Source organism: Cupriavidus taiwanensis, assembly GCF_900250075.1.
In the GTDB taxonomy this organism is placed as follows: Bacteria; Pseudomonadota; Gammaproteobacteria; order Burkholderiales; family Burkholderiaceae; genus Cupriavidus; species Cupriavidus taiwanensis_C.
In genome coordinates this window covers 2,278,929-2,295,873 of the sequence record NZ_LT977071.1, presented here as the reverse complement: position 1 = coordinate 2,295,873, position 16,945 = coordinate 2,278,929, and the positions used below count along the sequence as shown (strand labels likewise).

Here is a 16,945-nt window from a genome sequence, read left to right as displayed (position 1 = left end):
CCATGACATCGCCATTCGTAAGGCGCGCGGCCGATGTGCCCGCGTATTCCCCGGCGAACCATACCGGCACCGCCAACCAGCGCGTCATCGGCAGGGAGACCGTCGGCGCGCGGCGCGTCGAAGTGCTGCTGGGCACGATCTCTCGCGGCCACGGCGCCTTGCCTCATGCGCATCCGAACCTGGAGCAGGCGTCGTACCTGGTGCAGGGCGAGGGCATTGGGGAGAGCGCGGGCCGCTCGCACATGCTGCGCGCGGGAGACTGGAGCTTTAACCCGATGGGGGTATTCCACCGCTTCGAGGTGGTCAGCGAAGCGCCGGTGCAGGTCATGGTGGTCTACGCGCCGCCGTACAGCGAAAACCCCGACGCCGCCACGGTGGCCGATGGCGCGGACGACCCGCGCTGCCGCGTCCACGCGGACACCGTGCGCGAGGTGCCGATGCACGCCGCGGCGCGCAGCCTGCCTCACTACCACGGAGCGCTTGCCCGGCCCGTTATCACGCGCGAGACGGTCAATGCGCGTCACCTGGATATTTGCCAGCTTGCCGTGCAAGCGTCTGGCGGTGCAGAAGCCCATACGGTGCCGGGCACCGAGCAGGTGCTGTTCCTGCAGTCGGGGTCGATCAGCGGCGAGATCAACGGCCAGGGCTTCACCGCGGATTCCGGCGACTGGGTCTTTGTGCCGGAGGACGGGCGTTTCAGCTTCGCCGCGCTGGCTGGCGGGTGCGAAGCCATCCTGGTGCGCGCGCACGACGCCTCAGGCTGAGCCGGACCGCAGCCAGCGCACCAACCATCAATAGATGCCAAAGGCACGAGGAGACAACCATGATGCATCCATGCATGCGCAAGGCGGCGGCCGGCCTGCTGCTGCCGCTGGCGGCCGCGACGGCAACGATCGGGGCCGCGCGGGCCGCCGACGCCGGCCAGTACCCTGAGAAGGCGATTCGCGTCGTCGTGCCGTTCCCGGCGGGCAGCGGCACCGACAGCAGCGCCCGCTTCATCGGCGAGCGCATCACTGCGCAGACCGGCAAGCCCGTCGTGGTCGACAACCGCCCGGGCGCCAACGGCTTCATTGCGGCCAAGGCGGTCGCCGGCGCGCCGGGCGACGGTTACACCATGCTGGTGACGACCAATACCACGCATGCCGCCAACGCGTCCTTGTTCAAGAAGCTTCCTTATGATCCGGTCAAGGACTTCGCGCCGGCATCGCTGATCGTCAAGAGCGGGCTGGTGCTGGTGGTGCCGTCCGACAGCCCGGTGCGCACGCTGGCGGACCTGACGGCGCTGGCGCGGGCCCGGCAAGGGGCACTCACATTTGCCAGCGGCAGTTCGTCGACCCGTATCGCCAGTGAACTCTACAAGATGCTGGCCGGCGTGCAGGCCTTGCACGTGCCGTACAAGGGGGTGCCGCTGGCGCTCAACGACCTGATGGGACACCAGGTCGACTTCATGATCAGCGACGTCTCGCCAGCCATGCCGTTGATCCAGGGTGGCAAGCTGCGCGCCATCGCGGTGACCACGGCGCAACGCAATCCGGTGCTGAAGGATGTGCCGACCATGGCCGAGAGCGGCCTGCCGGGCTATGAGATGGTGGCGTGGGCGGCAGCCTTTTTCCCGGCCGGGACGCCCAGGGCTGTGGTGGATCGCATGAGCGGCCTGATGCGCAACGGGCTGACCGGTCCGGCTGCCGCGGAATACTTTGCCCGCAGCGGCGGCGAACCCTCGCCGTCCACGCCCGAGGAACTGGCCGCCTTCGTCCGCAGCGAAACCCTGAAATGGGCCAAGGTGATCAAGGCCGCGGGCATCGAGCCCGAGTGAACTGGCCAGGCGCTGCGCCCCCGCTGGCCTGGTCAGCAGCGCGCCGCCATCCATCGCCGCGTGCCGGCCCAGAACCACAGCGCCAGCAAGCTGACGCCCGCGCCCAGCAGGCAAACGCCGCGCCAGCCGGCGGCGTCATAGGTCGCCGTGGTGGCAAGCGCGCCCAGGCCGCTGCCGGTCGCATAGAACAGCATGTACGCGCCGACCAGCCGGCTGTGCGCGGTGGCGTCGGCGCGGAAGATCATGCTCTGGTTGGTGACATGGATGGCCTGGCCGCCCAGGTCGAGCAGCACGATGCCCAGCGCCAGCGGCCACAGCGAGCTGCCCAGCCATGACAGCGGCAGCCAGGCGGCCACCAGCAGCACCAGCGCCGCGCAGGTGGTGCGCTGGCCGAGGCCCTGGTCCGCCCAGCGTCCCGCGCGCGCCGCGGCCAGCGCACCGGCCGCGCCGACCAGCCCGAAGGCGCCGATGGCGGTGTGAGACAGCTGGTAGGGCGGGGCGCTCAGCGGCAGCACCAGCGCGCTCCAGAAGATATTGAACGCGGCGAACATCAGCAGCGCGATCATGCCGCGGATCTGCAGGACCCGGTCGCGGCGCAGCAGCGCGAACATCGACCACACCAGGCTGGCATAGCGCATCCGCTGCGCGGGGCCCGGCAGCGGCGGCAGCGAGCGCCACAGCAGCAAGGCCAGCACCAGCATGGCAGCGGCGGCGCAGACATAGACGCTGCGCCAGCCGGCCAGGTCGCTGACGGCGCCGGCGACCACGCGCGCCAGCAGCAAGCCGGCGAACACGCCGCCCTGCGCGGTGCCGACCACGTGCCCGCGTTCCCCTGGCGCCGCCGCGGCGGCCGCGTAGGCAATCAGTCCCTGGGTCATGGCGGTGCCGAGCAGGCCGGTCAGCAGCATCCCCGCCAGCAGCATCGGCACCGATGGCGCCAGCGCCACCACGGCCAGCGCGCCGGCCAGCGCCAGAACCTGCGCCAGCATCAGGCGGCGGCGAGGCAGCAGGTCGCCGAGCGGCACCAGCAACAGCAGCGCCAGTGCACAGCCGGCCTGGGTGGCGGTGACCACGCCGCCGATGGCGGCGGCGCCGATGTGGAAATCCACCATCAGCGCGTCCAGCAGCGGCTGCGCGTAATAGACGTTGGCAACGCTCAGCCCGCTGGCGCAGGCGAACAGCAGCACCGCGGCGCGCGGCAGCGATGCGGGCAAGGCCGCCGGGCAAGCGGTGGGGGCGGTGGGCGATGTCGTATCCGGCGCCCGCGAGCAGGTTTCCATATCGCTTCCAAGTGGTTGCAAATTAAAACCAGTTGAAGCGTAAGCCTGCCGGTTTTAAAATGCAACCACTTTTGACGGCGGGCGATGCGCCCAAGGCTTACCTGACATGGTCACCCGCAAGGACCCGAGCGAAGACACCTGCCCCGTGGCGCGCGCGCTGGCGCTGGTCGGCGACCGCTGGTCGCTGATGATCGTGCGCGATGCCTTCGACGGCATGCACCGCTTCAGCGACTTCCAGCGCAGCCTGGCGGTGGCGCGCAATATCCTGTCTGATCGCCTGCGCCGGCTGGTGGAAGCCGGCATCCTGGCGACGCGGCCGGCCTCGGACGGCAGTGCCTACCAGGAATACGTGCTGACGGAAATGGGAGAGAGCCTGTTCCCCATCGTCGTGGCGTTGCGCCAGTGGGGGGAACACCACCTGTTCGCGCGCGGCGAGCGCCGCTCGCAACTGGTGGAAAAGCGCACCGGCAAGCCGGTGCCGCCGATGATGCCGCGCTCCGGCGACGGCAAGGTGCTGTCGCACGACGAGGCGGAGGTGCGCAAGCCGCGGTAGGCGCGGCCTGTGCGCTGGTGCTCAACTGCCGCGATAGGTGCCGAAGCTCCACGGCGAGCACAGCAGCGGCACATGGTAGTGCTGCGCGGCATCCGCGACGGTGAAGCGCACCGGCACGATGTCGGCGAACACGTCGGGGGTGCGGAAGTAATCCGCCACCCAGAAGCGCAGCTCGAACTCGCCGGTGCGCGCCTGCGCCGGCGGCAGCATCGGCGCATCGGTGCGGCCGTCGTGGTTGGTGCGGGTGCGCGCCAGCAGCCGGGGCGGCTGCACCGCGACGTCGAACAGCTCGACCTGCATGCCGGCCACCGGGCGGCCCAGCGATACGTCGAGCACATGGGTGCTGATACCTGCCATGATGCGATCTCTCCGGGTTGGGCCGCGCGCTCAGCTGCCGCGGTAGTAGTTGTAGCTCCACGGCCCGAACAGCACGGGCAGGTGGATGCGCTGGCCGGCGTCGGTGACGCGCACGCGCAGCGGGATCTTCGACAGGAACGACGGTTGCGGCAGGCTGGCCTTGCGCGCGGCGAAGTACTCGTCGGCGTGCAGGATCAGCTCATAGGTGCCGGTGCGGTAGCTGTCGCCGATCAGCAGCGGCGGCTCGCTGCGGCCGTTGGCGGCCAGCGTGACGGTCGGCAGCGGCACGCGCTGGCCATTGTCGATGCGGAACATCTCCACGCGCATGCCGGCCGCGGGGGTGCCGTGGTAGGTGTCCAGCGCATGCAGCGTCAGGCGCGGGCTCAGGCCGCCTTGCTGCACCGGCGCCGCGGTCTGGTTCGGCGCCGGCGCATGCGGCGTGGCGCCCCAGCTGGCGCCGGCCAGCAGCGCGCCGCCGCCCAGCGTCATCGATTGCAGCGCGAAGCGCCGGCGCGCGGGATCAAAGGTATGGTCGTCCATCTCAGGCTCCTTAACGTACAGGTGCCGGTGCGGTCTTGCCGCGCAGCTGGCGGATGCCCACCAGCACCAGCACCGCGGCCAGCACTTCGATCACCGCCACCAGGTACAGCCCGGAGGTGAGCTTGCCGGTGGTGTTCTTGACCAGCCCCATCACGTACGGCGCGCCGAAGCCGGCCAGGTTGGCCACCGAGTTGATCAGGGCCACGCCCACCGCGGCGGCGCTGCCGGCCAGGTAGCGGTTGGGCAGTTGCCAGAACACCGGGATCGCGCTCATGGTGCCGACCAGCGCGGCGGTCATGGCCAGCAGCGCGATCACCGGCGACAGCACCTGCGCGCCCAGCAGCACCGCCAGCACGGCCATGGCACCGCCGCCGACCAGCGCCGCGCCGCTGAAGTGCCAGCGCACTTCATTGCGGCGGTCGGAATGCGCGCCATTGAGGATCATGCCGGCGGCGCCGCACAGGTACGCCACCGCGGCGATCCAGCCCACCGCCATCGGCGTGGTGAAGCCCACGTCCTTGATGATGGTCGGGATCCAGAAGGTCAGCGTCGAGTTGGCGCACAGCAGGCAGAAGAAGATCGCGATCAGCAGCCAGACCTTGGGGTTGGTGAAGAGCGTGCGCCAGTCGTGGCCGCGCTCGCCCATGGCGGCGTGGTCGCGCTTGAGCGCGTCCTGCACCACGCGCTTCTCGGCGTCGGACAGCCAGTGCGCCTGCTCGGGCTTGTCGGTCATGTAGAACCAGGCAAAGATGCCGGCCAGCACCGACGGGATGCCTTCCAGGATGAACAGCCACTGCCAGCCGTGCATGCCGCTGACGCCGGCCATGCCGGTCATGATCCAGCCGGCCAGCGGGCCGCCCAGCACGCCGGCAATGGCGGATGCCGACATGAAGGTGCCGAAGGCGCGCGCGCGCCGCTGCGACGGGTACCAGTAGGTCAGGTACAGGATCACGCCGGGGTAGAAGCCCGCTTCGAACGCGCCCAGCAGGAAGCGCAGGATGTAGAACTGCGTGGGCGTGGTGACGTAGCTCTGCAGCATGCAGATCACGCCCCAGCAGATGGTGATGCGCATGATCGTCTTCTTGGCGCCGATCTTCTGCAGCAGCATGTTCGACGGCACTTCGAAGAAGAAGTAGCCCAGGAAGAAGATGCCCGCGCCCAGCCCGTACACGGCCTCGCTGAAGCGCAGTGCATCCAGCATCTGCAGCTTGGCGAAGCCGATGTTGACGCGGTCCAGCCAAGCCAGCACCCACAGCACCCCGAGGAATGGCAGCAGGCGCCAGGTAACCTTGCGGTAGACGCTGTCCTCGGCGTCCTCGGCGGTGCCGGCGAAGACCGGTACCCCTTGTTTCGTGATCGACATGATGTCTCCTGTCTTGTGGTGTTCTGCCAGGCCGCGGCCTGGTGGCGGTTTGCATGCGGTCCGCCGGGTTGGGAGCAAGTATATGAATGGCCCGCCGATGCGAAACGAGGGGGCTGGTATAGGCCCCATAGCAGCGTCGATATGGGCCGCAATCCCTTGCCTGGCGCGGGTTTGCGGGAATCGGCGAAGGCTGCCGGCGGACCTATGGATTACCCTGATCGGCCCGCTGCAGGGATGCCGCGCGCGCGGCGCGGCGGCGCCCGTGCGGGTTCCACCGGTTGCCGTGCGGTGCGCGACACGCTACAAAGTCGCCATGGCCCGGCGTGCCGGCGCCGCCGCGAGCGGCGGCAGCCGCACCTGCCATGCATTCTCTGTTCCCTGCCTTTGTTCCCCTGCCACGGACCCAACATGATTCGCGCCGACGACCCGTTCGACACTTACCTGCTGCGCGTGCTGTGCATCCTGATTGCCGAGCAGAGCGTGTCGCGCACGGCGATCCGCCTGAACCAGTCGCAGCCGGCCATCAGCGCCGCGCTCAAGCGCCTGCGCGCGATCTTCAACGACCCGCTGCTGACGCGCGAGAAGAACGTGATGGTGCCGACCGAGCGGGCGCTGCAGCTGGCGCGCAATGCGCAGGCAGCGCTCAGCGCGCTGGACAACCTGCTGGTCTCTGACGACCGCTTCGACCCGGCCACCACCGAGCAGAGCTTCGTGGTGGCGATGCCGGACTACCTGGCGCCGCCGTTCTTTGCGCATGTGGTGCGCGCCGTGCGCCGTGCCGCGCCGCATGCGCGGCTGTCGGCGCTGCCGCTCGGGGCCACCTTCGACTATGAGCAGGCGCTGTCGGCGGGCGCGGTCGATATCGTGATCGGCAACTGGCCCAATCCGCCCGAGCACCTGCACCTGTCGGTGCTGCTGGAGGACGAGGTGGTATGCGTGGTGGCGCAGGACAGCGTGCATGCGCAGCCCGGCAAGTTCACCGCGCAGGCCTACCTGGGTGCGTCGCATATCGTGCCGACGCCGTACTCGCGCGACCAGCGCGGGCTGGTGGATGCGGGCCTGAGCACCATGCGCGTGCACCGCGACAACCGGGTCAGCTGCCCTTACTTCAACCTCGCCCCCAGCCTGATTCCCGGCACCGACCTGATCCTGACCACGGCGCGCCACTTCGCCAACTATCACGCGCAGCATGTGCCGCTGGCGGTGCTGGAGCCGCCGATCGAGTTCCCCTTCATGCGCTTCTACCAGCTGTGGCATCCGTCGCGCCATCGCTCGGCCGCGCACGTGTGGCTGCGCGGCATGCTGACCGCGGCTTCGCAGGAACTGCGCGACCTGCGCGACATGCACCGCTAACGGTATCGGTTTCTGTTATCCGATCTATAGGGCGCCGGCTCTCGCCGCTGCGGCGGGGCGTTCCTATACTCGGCCCCGTATCCAACGATTGCCCTTGCGGGAATCCCTACGGGAGAAGCTTCCATGTCTCACCCCCTCGACCTGGCGTCGGTCAATGCGCTGGACGAAGCGGCCTTTGCCGAGGCCTTCGGCAGCGTGTTCGAACACTTTCCGCAGGCCGCGGCAGGCGCCTGGGCACAGCGGCCGTTCGCCTCGGTGGCGGCGTTGCATGGCGCGATGATGGACGTGGTGCGCAAGCTCGATGCGCCGCGCCAGTGCGATTTCCTGAACCTGCACCCGCAGCTGTCGGCGCGCAATATCCGCGCGGGCACCATGACGGCGGATTCCAACGCCGAGCAGAAGAGCGCCGGCCTGGATGCGATGTCGGCGCAGCAGGAAGCCGCGCTGGACCAGCTCAACGCGGACTACCAGGCGCGCCACGGCTTCCCCTTCATCATCTGCGTGCGCCACTACACCCGCGAAGGCATCTTTGCCGCGTTCGAGCGCCGCATCGGCCGCAGCACGCAGCAGGAACTGGACGAGGCGCTGGCGCAGATCGCGGCCATCACGCGCGGGCGGCTGGCGGCGCGGCTGGCCGGCTGAACCCGGTTCCTAGCCGGACGCTTCCAGCCCCAGCGCCAGCATCCCCACCAGGATGAGGCTGAGGGCCCAGACCGCCTCCAGGTTGAACCAGCTGCGCGAAACGAACTGCAGCCCCAGGTAGCGGTAGACCAGCCACGCCATGCCGCCGCCCATGGCAAACATGGCCAGCGTATGCAGCAGCGCGACGGCCAGCGCCATGCCCAGGTTGGCGCCGGCAAGCGTGGCGGCCGCCTGGTGGCCCGGCTCGCTATCGGTACGGCACAGCCCAAGATAGATCGGCACCAGCATCAGCCCGGCGCCATGCGCGATCGCCACCGCGAACGACCATAGCGCCAGCCGCGCTGGCGCGATGCGCACCAGCGCCCGCGGATGCCCCCGCCTGAGCAGCAGCGCGATGCCGGCGGCAACCAGCAGCAGGCTGGCGCCAATGCGGATCTGCGCCTGCCAGGCGACCAGCGCGGCCAGCATGCCGAACGGCAGCGTCACCGCCAGCACCGCCAGCGCGTGCCCGGCGGCCAGATACCCCAGCGCGGCAACGAGGGCCCGGCCGCTGTGCGCCAGCAGGCCGTTCGATACCGCCAGCGGCCATCCCATCGCCGGATTGACGCCGTGATAGAGCCCGCTGGCCAGCACCGCCGACCACAGGCCAAGCTGTTCCCAGTCGTGCCCGCTCAAGCCCTGGCCGAGGGATAGCAAAACGAATCGGTCGAGCAGTCGCCGCCTTCCAGCCGGATCTGGTGCGCGCGGTAGCCTTCGGGAAATTCGACCCAGTAGTCGTCGGCCAGCTCCAGGCCACCGTCCGCTCCGGCGCGGGCCATGACCTGCGCGCCGGGAATGCCATCGGGGTAGAACTGCTGGTCCCAGGTGGAATACAGCGAATTGGTCCAGTAGACGCGCTGGCCGTCGCGGCTGATCTCCACCATCTGCGGGCCGCCGGCGAAGGGCTTGCCGTTCGGGTGCGGGGTGCGGCGGACCATGCCGCCGAGATGGACCGAGCCCGCCAGCCTGGGCTTGCGCGGATCGGTGACGTCGTACTGGCGCATCTCGCCCGTGCCCCAGCACGACACATAGAGAAACCTGTCGTCCAGCGACAGGTCGATATCGGTCACCAGCGGCGGCACCGCGCCGAAGCCTTGCAGCAGCGGCGGCAACTGGCTTGCGTCGGCGGCTTCGGGCGGGATCGTCGCCGTCTTTTCGGCGTGGAACTTGCCGCCTTCGCGCCACCAGGTCCAGATCGAGCCTTCCAGGTTGGTGGTGTCGACCACCACGCCGACGAAGCCGTACTCGCGCACCGGATCATGCGCGGGCCGGACTTCCAGCGCCATCTGGTGATTGGCGCCCAGGTCGATGGTCTGCACGTTGCGGCGCGCGCGCAGGTCCCAGAAATGCAGCTTGTGGCCGTAGCGGTTGCCGAGCAAATCCTCGGGCACCAGGCCGTTCTCGAACTGCGGGGGCAGGGCCCATTCGCTCGACACCATGTAGTCGCGCGGCAGGTTCCACCAGAAGTCGTAGTGCTTCTGCTGCTCGCCGCGGTCGATCTCCCAGCGGCCCAGCACCTCGAAGGTTTCGCAGTCCATGATGAAGATGCCGGGGGCGCCGTCGGTGCCGTCCGGCCCGCCGCCGCCCAGCGTGCTGACATAGATGCCCCCGGGCCCGCAGTGCACGGTATGCGGCCGCGAATAGCCGGTCTTGCGGAAGATCTCGTCGGGCTCGACGATCTTGTGGATGCGCGCCTGGGTCGGATGCGGCTTGGTGTCGACGATATACAGGCGCGACGAGCGCATCCCCGGAATGATCAGGTAGCGCCGCTCCAGGAACGCATGTCCGGTCAGCGGCGACAGCGCCGACGAACAGGCGTTCCAGCCGAAGTGATGGAGCTCGTCGCCCTTGTGCGTCATCGGCACGGTGTGCACCACCTGGCTGTAGGTCGGCGATCCGGGTTTGACGTCGATCACCGCGAGCGCGTCGGGCTGCGCGCCGCCGGGGCTGAGCAGCACCGTGTAGGCGAAGGATTCCGCGGGCGCGTGGATCGCAAGCTCCGGCGAGGCGTGAAACGTCGGATCTGGCCGCATGTTCATGGTGTGCCCTCCTGGTCCTGGCGGACCTCGCGACATCGCCGGTACGTCACTTGGCGGGTGGCCGAGTGCGCGCTAAGCCTACCTAGCCTAGGTCGTTCTGCAAGCCGAGTCAAAGCCGTGCGTGCCGCGCCGCATGCGCGGATTCATGCCGGCGGAAGGTCCGGTTTGCGAAATACAGATTGTCGGAAACACGCAGATCGCGCAGAAAGGAGGCTTGATCAAGCAAAGGGAAATCCGGGCGATGGACGCGGCAATGGCAGCAGGCAAGGGCGAGGCATACAGCCTCGACAATCCCGCACTGGAAAGCATCGGGGTCAGGATCACCCATTGGCGCGACGACCATGTCGAGCTGGAACTGCCGCTCGCGCCCAGCATGCTCAACCGCAGCCGCGTCGTGCATGGCGGCACGATCTGCACCTTGCTCGATGCCGCCACCGGCTATGCCGGCCTCTACGCCGCGCCGCACGAGAGCCCGCGGCATGCGGTCACGCTGTCGCTGACATCGAACTTCCTCAGCAACGGGACCGGCAAGCTGCTGACGGCGAAGGGGATGGTCGACCGCCGCGGGCGTTCGATCTTCTTTTCGCGGGCCGAGGTGTGGCTGGATGGCGAGCTGCTGGTGGCCACTGGCGTGGCCACGATGAAGTACCTGAAGTAGGCGGCCCGCCTCAGGCGCCGTCCTGGCGCCAGCGCGTCGGCGACTTGCCGAACTGCGCCGCGAACCAGCGCGAGAATGCGCTCGGTTCTGAAAACCCGAGCAGTGTGGCGACCTGCGCCAGCGGCCGCCGCGGATCCTGCAGATGGCGTTGCGCCAGCTCGCGGCGCACTTCATTGACCAGTGCGGAGAACGTCAGGCCATCCTGTTCCAGCTGGCGCTGCAGCGTGCGCGGGCTGGTGCCCAGGCTTTGCGCGACCTGTTCCACCGCGCCGCGTCCGCGCGGCAGCAACTGGTTGAGGGTGCGCCGCACGTCCGCGGCGAGGGATGGCTTGCCGGCCCCCGGCTGCAGGTCGAGGAAACCCCGCGCGTACCCGGCCAGGCTGGCATCGGCCAGGGGATTGACGCGATCCAGGTCGCCACCGGCAAGCACCAGTCCGTCGAAGTCCGAACCGAATTCGATGCGCGGCCCGAACAGGCGCCGGTGGATGCGCAGGTCGGCCGGCGCCGCATGCGCGAAATGCACGCTGTGCGGCATCCACGACTCGCCCAGGATGGCGCGGATCAGGCTGTGCAATGCGGCCACGGTCAGTTCCATCGCCTGCCGGCCGGGCTGTTGCCGCCCGGTCTGCAGCGTCACGTGCAGCACCGCGACACCGCGATGCTCGGTGACCAGGATGGCGATGGAGTCGCTCAGCCAGTGGCGGTAGCGCTCGATCTCGGCCAGCGCGTCGCGCAGCGTGGGCTGGTGCTGCAACAGCAGGCTGACCGGGCCGAAGTCCGACAGGCGCCACGATTCCCCCACCATCAGGCCCAGCGAATGGCAGCTGGTCTCGCGCGCCGAGGCCTCCAGCACTTGCGCCAGGCGCTGCTCGGGGATGCGCAGGTCGGGCGTGTACAGGCACGCCTGGTCCAGGCCGGCCCGGGCCACCATTTGCACCGGATCCAGGCCCGCGCCCCGGGCAATGCCCAGGTATTTGGTCAGCGATGCGCTGCGAACAAGGACGGTCATGGGGCTGCCGCGAGAGTGGGTGGGGGCGTCGGTCGTGTCCGTCGTCAAATGGCAAATCCTGGCGCGATCGGTCAAGGGCGCTGCGGCCCGGCTGTCTCACAATCGACTGCGCCGCGCCAATGATAGCGGCGCGGGCAGGACACCACAATCAGGAGACAGCCTTGGCCAAAGCCATTCGCATGTATGAGACCGGAGGCCCCGAAGTCCTCCGCTACGAGGACGCCGAAGTCGGCGATCCGGGCCCGGGCGAGGTACGGATCCGCCACGTCGCGGTCGGGCTCAACTATGCCGACACTTACTTCCGCAACGGCACCTACCCGGTGCCGCTGCCCAGCGGCATGGGCGTTGAGGCGGCCGGGGTGGTGCAGGCGGTCGGGCCCGGCGTGACCCAGGTCGCGGAAGGCGACCGCGTCACATATACGGGCTTCACCAACACACTCGGCGCCTACAGCACCGAGCGCCTGGTGCCCGCCGCGCCGCTGATCCGCCTGCCGGATGCGATTTCCTTCGAGACCGCCGCGGCGATGACCATGCGCGGCCTGACCTCGGCCTACCTGATGCGCCGCATTTACCCGTTCAGCGGCGGCGAGACCATCCTGCTGCACGCGGCCGCCGGCGGGGTCGGTTTGATCGTCTCGCAATGGGCCAGGCTGCTCGGCCTGACCGTGATCGGCACGGTCTCGACCGAAGCCAAGGCCGAGCTGGCGCGCGCGCATGGCTGCGACCACATCATCGACTACAGCCGCGAGGACGTGGCAACGCGGGTGCGCGAACTGACCGACGGCACCGGCGTATCGGTGGTGTTCGACAGCGTCGGCCGCAGCACCTTCCAGGGCTCGCTGGATTCGCTCAGGCGGCGCGGGCTGATGGTCTGCGTCGGCACCGCCTCGGGCACGATCCCGCCGTTCGATCCGCAACTGCTGGCGCGGAAGGGCTCGCTCTACCTGACCCGGCCGGCGCTGGCCGACTACATTGCCGATCCCGCCGAGAAGGCCGAACTGGCCGCGGAAGTGTTCGGCCACGTGGCCGCCGGGCGACTACGCATCGGCATCAACCAGCGCTATGCGCTGCAGGATGCGGTCCAGGCCCACCGCGACCTGGAGTCGCGCAAGACCACCGGCTCATCGATCTTCGTGCTGTAAAGGAGCGTCCTCATGCGAGTCCAACAACTTACCTGCAGCATCGGCGCCGAATTGAGCGGCGTCAGCCTGGCCGATGCCGCGCGCGATGCGGCGCTGTTTGCCGAGATCAGGTCGCTGCTGCTCGAGCACAAAGTGCTGTTCCTGCGCGACCAGGAGATCTCGCGCGCGGACCACGTGGCGTTCGCGCGGCGCTTCGGCGAACTGGAAGACCATCCGGTGGCGGGCAGCGATCCCGACCATCCCGGCCTGGTGCAGATCTATCGCAGCGACAAGCGCGAGAACTACGAGAACAGCTACCACACCGACGGCAGCTGGCGCGAATGCCCGCCGATGGGCTGCGTGCTGCGCTGCATCGAGTCGCCGCCCGTCGGCGGCGACACCATCTGGGTCAACATGGCCGCGGCGTATGAGCACCTGCCGCAGGAAATCAAGCAGCGCATCGCCGGCCTGCGCGCCAAGCACGGCATCGAGCATTCCTTCGGCGCGGCGATGAGCCCGGAGAACCGCGCCAAGCTGGCGGCGCAGTACCCCGCGGTCGAGCACCCGGTGGTGCGCACGCATCCGGAAACCGGCGAGAAGGTGCTCTATGTCTGCGGCTTCTCGACCCACTTCGTCAATTTCCACACGCCGGAGAACGTGCGCTACGGGCAGGACAAGACCCCGGGCGCGAGCCATCTGCTGAACTACCTGATCAGCCAGGCGGCGATTCCCGAGTACCAGGTGCGCTTCCGCTGGCAGCCCAACAGCGTGGCGATCTGGGACAACCGCTGCACCCAGCACTACGCGGTGCAGGACTACTGGCCGGCGCCGCGCAAGATGGAGCGCGCCGCCATCATCGGCGACAAGCCGTTCTGAGCCGCGCCAGCGCCGCAGGCCTGGCCACGCCACGATCAATGGAGACATGCCGTGCACTACCTAGATGGATCCCTGTTCCCTGAAAACCAGCAGCCGCTGATCATCACCGCGGCCCCCTACGCGCCCGGCTGGCTGCCGTCCGACTTTCCGGAAGACATCCCGGTGACGATGGAGGACCAGATCCAGAAGGCCGTTGACTGCTACAACGCCGGCGCGACCGTGCTGCACCTGCACGTGCGCGAACTCGACGGCAAGGGCTCGAAGCGCCTGTCCAAGTTCAACGAACTGATCGCCGGGGTGCGCAAGGCGGTGCCGGAGATGGTGATCCAGGTCGGCGGATCGATCAGTTTCGCGCCGGAAAACGAGGGCGATGCCGCGAAGTGGCTGTCCGACGACACGCGCCACATGCTGGCCGAACTCGATCCGGTGCCGGACCAGGTCACCGTGACCGTGAACACCTCGCAGATGAACGTCACCGAGCATGCCGAACTGGCGGATTTCCGCGGCACCTCGCGCGAGAATCCCGCGATCTTCAACGCGTACAAGGAAATGACGGTGCCCGCGCAGCCCGGCTGGGTCGAGGAGCATATCCGCCGCCTGTCCGCCGCCGGCATCCAGAGCGCATTCCAGTGCTACAACATCAATAGCTTCGAATCGGTCGAGCGGCTGATCCGGCGCGGCATCTACAAGGGCCCGCTGGTGATGAACTGGGTCGCCATCAGCGGCGGCATGGATGCGCCGAGCGTGTTCAACCTGGCCAACATCGTCCGCGCGGTGCCGGATGGCGCGGTGCTGACCGTCGAAAGCTCGGTGCGCAACGTGCTGCCGGTGAACATGATGGGCATTGCGCTGGGGCTGCATGTGCGCTGCGGGACCGAGGACTGCCTGTGGAACCAGTCGCGCACGGCCAAGATGAGCACCGTGAAGCAGATCGAGCAACTGGTGCGCATTGCCGGCGAATTCGGCCGCAAGGTGGCAAGCGCCCGGGAAGCGCGCGAGATCCAGAAGATCGGCGTGTTCTACGACACGGTCGAGGAGACGCTGGCGGCCAACGGGTTCGCGCCCAACCGCAACGGCGGCAACCAGGGCTTCCTGCGCAAGGCCGCCTGAACCGGGCCGGCTGCCACCGGCAGGCGGCCCCGTAGAAGGGCAGGGGCGGCGGCTGGCTGCCCCGAACCCTCGCACATTCGGAGACAACCATGAAGCAAGCACAACCGTCGGCGCGCCGCAGGGCGCTGCTGTCATGCATGCTCGGCCTGGCGCTGCCGGCCGCGTTCCCATCGGCTGCCCATGCCCAGGTGTGGCCGTCCAAGGTGGTCAGGATCGTGGTCGGCGGCCCCGCCGGCGGCACCGCCGACATCCTCGCGCGCCTGCTCGCCGAGGGGCTGACGCAGTCGCTGGGCAAGCCGGTGATCGTCGAGCAGAAGCCCGGCGGCGCCGGCGCGATCGCGGTCGGCACGCTGCTGTCGGCGCCGCACGACGGGCATACGCTGCTGCTGATCCAGGGCGGCATCGTCTCCGAGACCCCGCTGGCGCTGAAGGTCTCGTTCGATCCGTTCAAGGACCTGAAGCCCATTGCCCAGGTGGCGCGCACCGGCCTGGTCCTGGTCGGCAACCCGAAACTGCCGGCGAAGAACTTCAGCGAGCTGCTGGCCTACATCAAGAGCAAGCCGGGGCAGATCGACTACGCCTCGTATGCCGCCGGCATGCGCGGCCAGACCCTCGGGGTCCAGTTCAACCGACTGGCGGGGGTGAACATGAGCCACGTCGGCTACAAGGGCTCGCCGCCCGCGCTGCAGGACGTGATGGGGGGACACGTGCCGCTGATGTTCGACGGGCTGGCCACTTCGCTGCCGCTGATCAAGGCCGGCAAGCTCAGGGCCTATGCCGTGGCCTACCCCAAGCGCATTCCCGCGCTGCCGGACGTGCCGACCTTCGCCGAGGTGGGCTTCCCGGCGATGACGGAGCCGGGCTGGATGGGCCTGTGGCTGCCGCCGGACGTGCCGGCGGCGGTGCAGGAGAAGATCCGCAACGCCACCCTGGCGGTGGTGCAGCAGCCGGGCTACCGCAAGCACGTGGAAGACATGGGCATGGACAACGGCCAGCCGCTCGGCAGCGAAGCGCTGTCAAAGGAGGCCCGCGCGGCCTATGAGCGGCAGGCGGAGCTGCTGCGGTCGATTGGCTTCGTGCCGGAGTAGCGGGCCGCGGCCTATCGCTTCCGGCGCCGGCGGGCGCCGGCGAACATCGACATGTCGCGCAGGATGCAGTCGAGCAGCGTATTGGCTGCCACGCCCATCGGCCGGCCCGCCTTGACCAGCAGGCGCGCCTTGGCGGCTTCGAACAGCGGATGCGCGATCGGCAAGGTCACCAGTTCGCCGGACTGCAATTCCCGGTAGGCCGCAAAGCCGCCGATCAGCGTGATGCCGTCATGGCGTTTGACGAAGTGGCGCAGCACCGCCAGCGAGTTGGTGGTCAGCGTCGGGCGGATCTGGATGTTCTCCGCGTAGGCCAGCATCTGCACCACCTGTCCCAGCCCGAAAGCCGGCGGCATCATCGCCAGCGGATAGTCGGCCAGCTCCTGCACGCCGACCTTGCCGCCGCGGCGCGCCAGCGGATGCCCGGCATGCACCAGCAGCACCACCGGCTGCGATGACGTCGCCACCCAGGCGATGTCGGCATGGCCGGGCGGGTTGTAGGCCAGGCCGATATGGGCGCGGCTTTCGGCCACCTCCTGCAGCACGTTGTTGACCGGCAGGATGTCGACGGTCACGTCCAGCCGGGGATAGCGCGCGCAGAAATCCGTCAGCACTTCATCCATCAGGCCGTCGACATAGCCCTCGCTGGTGGCGATGCGCACCTGGCCATGCTGCAGCCCGCGCAAGGCCTGCAGGCGGTCTTCGAACAGTTCCTGCTGGGCGCGGCAGCCGCGCCAGTACTCCAGCAGGTGCTGCGCGGCTTCGGTCGGCTGCACGCCGCGCGCATGGCGGTCGAACAGCGGCGCGCCCACCTCTTCTTCCAGCAGGCGGATCTGGCGTGTGATGACCGACGGCGAGGTGTTGATGCTGTCGGCCGCGCCACGGATCGAGCCGTGCGTCAGTACCTCGTGAAAATAGCGCAGCCTGCGCTGGTTCAGTTCGCGCATGTCGGGACCTCGTTGTCTGGCTTGGAAGGCGCCGGCGTGTCGTTGTGTTGCCGGCAGGGCAACGATAGCCGACTTAAGTTGCTCTTGCTCTGTTTTTTCAGATGCCAGACGATCAACGCCCGCCACCGCAAGACATCGCGTCCACAAGAGCCGGACC

At 68.7% G+C, this 16,945-nt stretch carries 18 protein-coding genes; 10 read left to right on the top strand and 8 right to left on the bottom strand.

What is annotated here, in order from left to right; translation table 11 throughout:
* Positions 1-2 precede the first annotated feature (2 nt).
* On the top strand, positions 3-764 hold the full coding sequence (locus CBM2588_RS26700) for a cupin domain-containing protein (RefSeq protein ID WP_115683269.1): 762 nt from the start codon (positions 3-5) through the stop codon (positions 762-764).
* Between the two features lie 59 nt (positions 765-823).
* A complete protein-coding gene (locus tag CBM2588_RS26695; protein ID WP_115683268.1) occupies positions 824-1,816 on the top strand; it encodes a Bug family tripartite tricarboxylate transporter substrate binding protein in 993 nt (330 codons plus the stop codon).
* Between the two features lie 32 nt (positions 1,817-1,848).
* Here CBM2588_RS26695 and CBM2588_RS26690 read toward each other — a convergent pair whose 3' ends face one another.
* Positions 1,849-3,096, bottom strand: a complete 1,248-nt coding sequence (locus tag CBM2588_RS26690; protein ID WP_115683267.1) for an MFS transporter — start codon at positions 3,094-3,096, stop codon at positions 1,849-1,851.
* A gap of 106 nt (positions 3,097-3,202) precedes the next feature.
* Here CBM2588_RS26690 and CBM2588_RS26685 point away from each other — a divergent pair, with 106 nt between their 5' ends.
* Positions 3,203-3,649, top strand: coding sequence for a winged helix-turn-helix transcriptional regulator (locus CBM2588_RS26685; RefSeq protein ID WP_115683266.1), 447 nt, complete (start codon positions 3,203-3,205; stop codon positions 3,647-3,649).
* Positions 3,650-3,670: 21 nt separating this feature from the next.
* Here the strand turns inward: CBM2588_RS26685 and uraH are convergent, their stop codons facing one another.
* Genes uraH through CBM2588_RS26670 form a run of 3 tightly spaced genes read right to left on the bottom strand, consistent with a single transcriptional unit; the run spans position 3,671 to position 5,909 of the window.
* On the bottom strand, positions 3,671-4,006 hold the full coding sequence (gene uraH, locus CBM2588_RS26680) for a hydroxyisourate hydrolase (RefSeq protein ID WP_115683265.1): 336 nt from the start codon (positions 4,004-4,006) through the stop codon (positions 3,671-3,673).
* A gap of 30 nt (positions 4,007-4,036) precedes the next feature.
* On the bottom strand, positions 4,037-4,546 hold the full coding sequence (locus CBM2588_RS26675) for a hydroxyisourate hydrolase (protein ID WP_115683264.1): 510 nt from the start codon (positions 4,544-4,546) through the stop codon (positions 4,037-4,039).
* Between the two features lie 10 nt (positions 4,547-4,556).
* Positions 4,557-5,909: an MFS transporter gene (locus CBM2588_RS26670; protein WP_115683263.1), complete on the bottom strand. Its 1,353-nt coding sequence runs from the start codon at positions 5,907-5,909 to the stop codon at positions 4,557-4,559.
* 408 nt (positions 5,910-6,317) lie between these two features.
* On the opposite strand from CBM2588_RS26670, the gene CBM2588_RS26665 reads away from it, so the two are divergent.
* Both CBM2588_RS26665 and uraD read left to right on the top strand, forming a co-directional pair.
* Positions 6,318-7,262 (top strand): LysR family transcriptional regulator, encoded by a 945-nt coding sequence (locus CBM2588_RS26665; protein ID WP_115683262.1) that lies wholly within the window; start codon positions 6,318-6,320, stop codon positions 7,260-7,262.
* Positions 7,263-7,385: 123 nt separating this feature from the next.
* Positions 7,386-7,904, top strand: coding sequence for a 2-oxo-4-hydroxy-4-carboxy-5-ureidoimidazoline decarboxylase (uraD, locus tag CBM2588_RS26660; protein ID WP_115683261.1), 519 nt, complete (start codon positions 7,386-7,388; stop codon positions 7,902-7,904).
* Between the two features lie 9 nt (positions 7,905-7,913).
* Here uraD and CBM2588_RS26655 read toward each other — a convergent pair whose 3' ends face one another.
* Together CBM2588_RS26655 and CBM2588_RS26650 are read right to left on the bottom strand one after the other, a co-directional pair.
* Positions 7,914-8,579, bottom strand: a complete 666-nt coding sequence (locus CBM2588_RS26655) for a hypothetical protein (RefSeq protein WP_115683260.1) — start codon at positions 8,577-8,579, stop codon at positions 7,914-7,916.
* Positions 8,576-9,982, bottom strand: a complete 1,407-nt coding sequence (locus CBM2588_RS26650; RefSeq protein ID WP_115683259.1) for a selenium-binding protein SBP56-related protein — start codon at positions 9,980-9,982, stop codon at positions 8,576-8,578. Before CBM2588_RS26650 ends, CBM2588_RS26655 begins: the two co-directional genes overlap by 4 nt.
* A gap of 253 nt (positions 9,983-10,235) precedes the next feature.
* On the opposite strand from CBM2588_RS26650, the gene CBM2588_RS26645 reads away from it, so the two are divergent.
* Complete coding sequence (locus CBM2588_RS26645) at positions 10,236-10,640, top strand: PaaI family thioesterase (RefSeq protein WP_115683745.1); 405 nt, start codon at positions 10,236-10,238, stop codon at positions 10,638-10,640.
* A 10-nt stretch (positions 10,641-10,650) separates the two neighbouring features.
* On the opposite strand, the gene CBM2588_RS26640 is transcribed toward CBM2588_RS26645, so the two are convergent.
* Positions 10,651-11,649: an AraC family transcriptional regulator gene (locus CBM2588_RS26640; protein WP_115683258.1), complete on the bottom strand. Its 999-nt coding sequence runs from the start codon at positions 11,647-11,649 to the stop codon at positions 10,651-10,653.
* 161 nt (positions 11,650-11,810) lie between these two features.
* On the opposite strand from CBM2588_RS26640, the gene CBM2588_RS26635 reads away from it, so the two are divergent.
* The 4 genes from CBM2588_RS26635 (at position 11,811) to CBM2588_RS26620 (ending at position 15,844) form a co-directional block, all read left to right on the top strand.
* On the top strand, positions 11,811-12,791 hold the full coding sequence (locus CBM2588_RS26635) for a quinone oxidoreductase family protein (protein WP_115683257.1): 981 nt from the start codon (positions 11,811-11,813) through the stop codon (positions 12,789-12,791).
* Between the two features lie 12 nt (positions 12,792-12,803).
* Positions 12,804-13,646: a TauD/TfdA dioxygenase family protein gene (locus CBM2588_RS26630; RefSeq protein ID WP_115683256.1), complete on the top strand. Its 843-nt coding sequence runs from the start codon at positions 12,804-12,806 to the stop codon at positions 13,644-13,646.
* Between the two features lie 51 nt (positions 13,647-13,697).
* A complete protein-coding gene (locus CBM2588_RS26625) occupies positions 13,698-14,756 on the top strand; it encodes a 3-keto-5-aminohexanoate cleavage protein (protein WP_115683255.1) in 1,059 nt (352 codons plus the stop codon).
* A gap of 89 nt (positions 14,757-14,845) precedes the next feature.
* Positions 14,846-15,844, top strand: coding sequence for a Bug family tripartite tricarboxylate transporter substrate binding protein (locus CBM2588_RS26620; protein ID WP_115683254.1), 999 nt, complete (start codon positions 14,846-14,848; stop codon positions 15,842-15,844).
* An 11-nt stretch (positions 15,845-15,855) separates the two neighbouring features.
* Here CBM2588_RS26620 and CBM2588_RS26615 read toward each other — a convergent pair whose 3' ends face one another.
* Positions 15,856-16,788 (bottom strand): LysR family transcriptional regulator, encoded by a 933-nt coding sequence (locus CBM2588_RS26615; RefSeq protein ID WP_115683253.1) that lies wholly within the window; start codon positions 16,786-16,788, stop codon positions 15,856-15,858.
* Between the last annotated feature and the right edge of the window lie 157 nt (positions 16,789-16,945).

Bases quoted from the DNA above. Each gene is read 5' to 3' on its own strand.
- CBM2588_RS26690 (WP_115683267.1), bottom strand. From the start codon at position 3,096: ATGGAAACCTGCTCGCGGGCGCCGGATACGACATCGCCCACCGCCCCC.
- CBM2588_RS26630 (WP_115683256.1), top strand. From the start codon at position 12,804: ATGCGAGTCCAACAACTTACCTGCAGCATCGGCGCCGAATTGAGCGGC.
- CBM2588_RS26620 (WP_115683254.1), top strand. From the start codon at position 14,846: ATGAAGCAAGCACAACCGTCGGCGCGCCGCAGGGCGCTGCTGTCATGC.
- CBM2588_RS26685 (WP_115683266.1), top strand. From the start codon at position 3,203: ATGGTCACCCGCAAGGACCCGAGCGAAGACACCTGCCCCGTGGCGCGC.
- uraH (WP_115683265.1), bottom strand. From the start codon at position 4,006: ATGGCAGGTATCAGCACCCATGTGCTCGACGTATCGCTGGGCCGCCCG.
- CBM2588_RS26665 (WP_115683262.1), top strand. From the start codon at position 6,318: ATGATTCGCGCCGACGACCCGTTCGACACTTACCTGCTGCGCGTGCTG.
- CBM2588_RS26675 (WP_115683264.1), bottom strand. From the start codon at position 4,546: ATGGACGACCATACCTTTGATCCCGCGCGCCGGCGCTTCGCGCTGCAA.
- CBM2588_RS26670 (WP_115683263.1), bottom strand. From the start codon at position 5,909: ATGTCGATCACGAAACAAGGGGTACCGGTCTTCGCCGGCACCGCCGAG.
- CBM2588_RS26650 (WP_115683259.1), bottom strand. From the start codon at position 9,982: ATGAACATGCGGCCAGATCCGACGTTTCACGCCTCGCCGGAGCTTGCG.
- uraD (WP_115683261.1), top strand. From the start codon at position 7,386: ATGTCTCACCCCCTCGACCTGGCGTCGGTCAATGCGCTGGACGAAGCG.
- CBM2588_RS26615 (WP_115683253.1), bottom strand. From the start codon at position 16,788: ATGCGCGAACTGAACCAGCGCAGGCTGCGCTATTTTCACGAGGTACTG.
- CBM2588_RS26700 (WP_115683269.1), top strand. From the start codon at position 3: ATGACATCGCCATTCGTAAGGCGCGCGGCCGATGTGCCCGCGTATTCC.
- CBM2588_RS26645 (WP_115683745.1), top strand. From the start codon at position 10,236: ATGGCAGCAGGCAAGGGCGAGGCATACAGCCTCGACAATCCCGCACTG.
- CBM2588_RS26695 (WP_115683268.1), top strand. From the start codon at position 824: ATGATGCATCCATGCATGCGCAAGGCGGCGGCCGGCCTGCTGCTGCCG.
- CBM2588_RS26640 (WP_115683258.1), bottom strand. From the start codon at position 11,649: ATGACCGTCCTTGTTCGCAGCGCATCGCTGACCAAATACCTGGGCATT.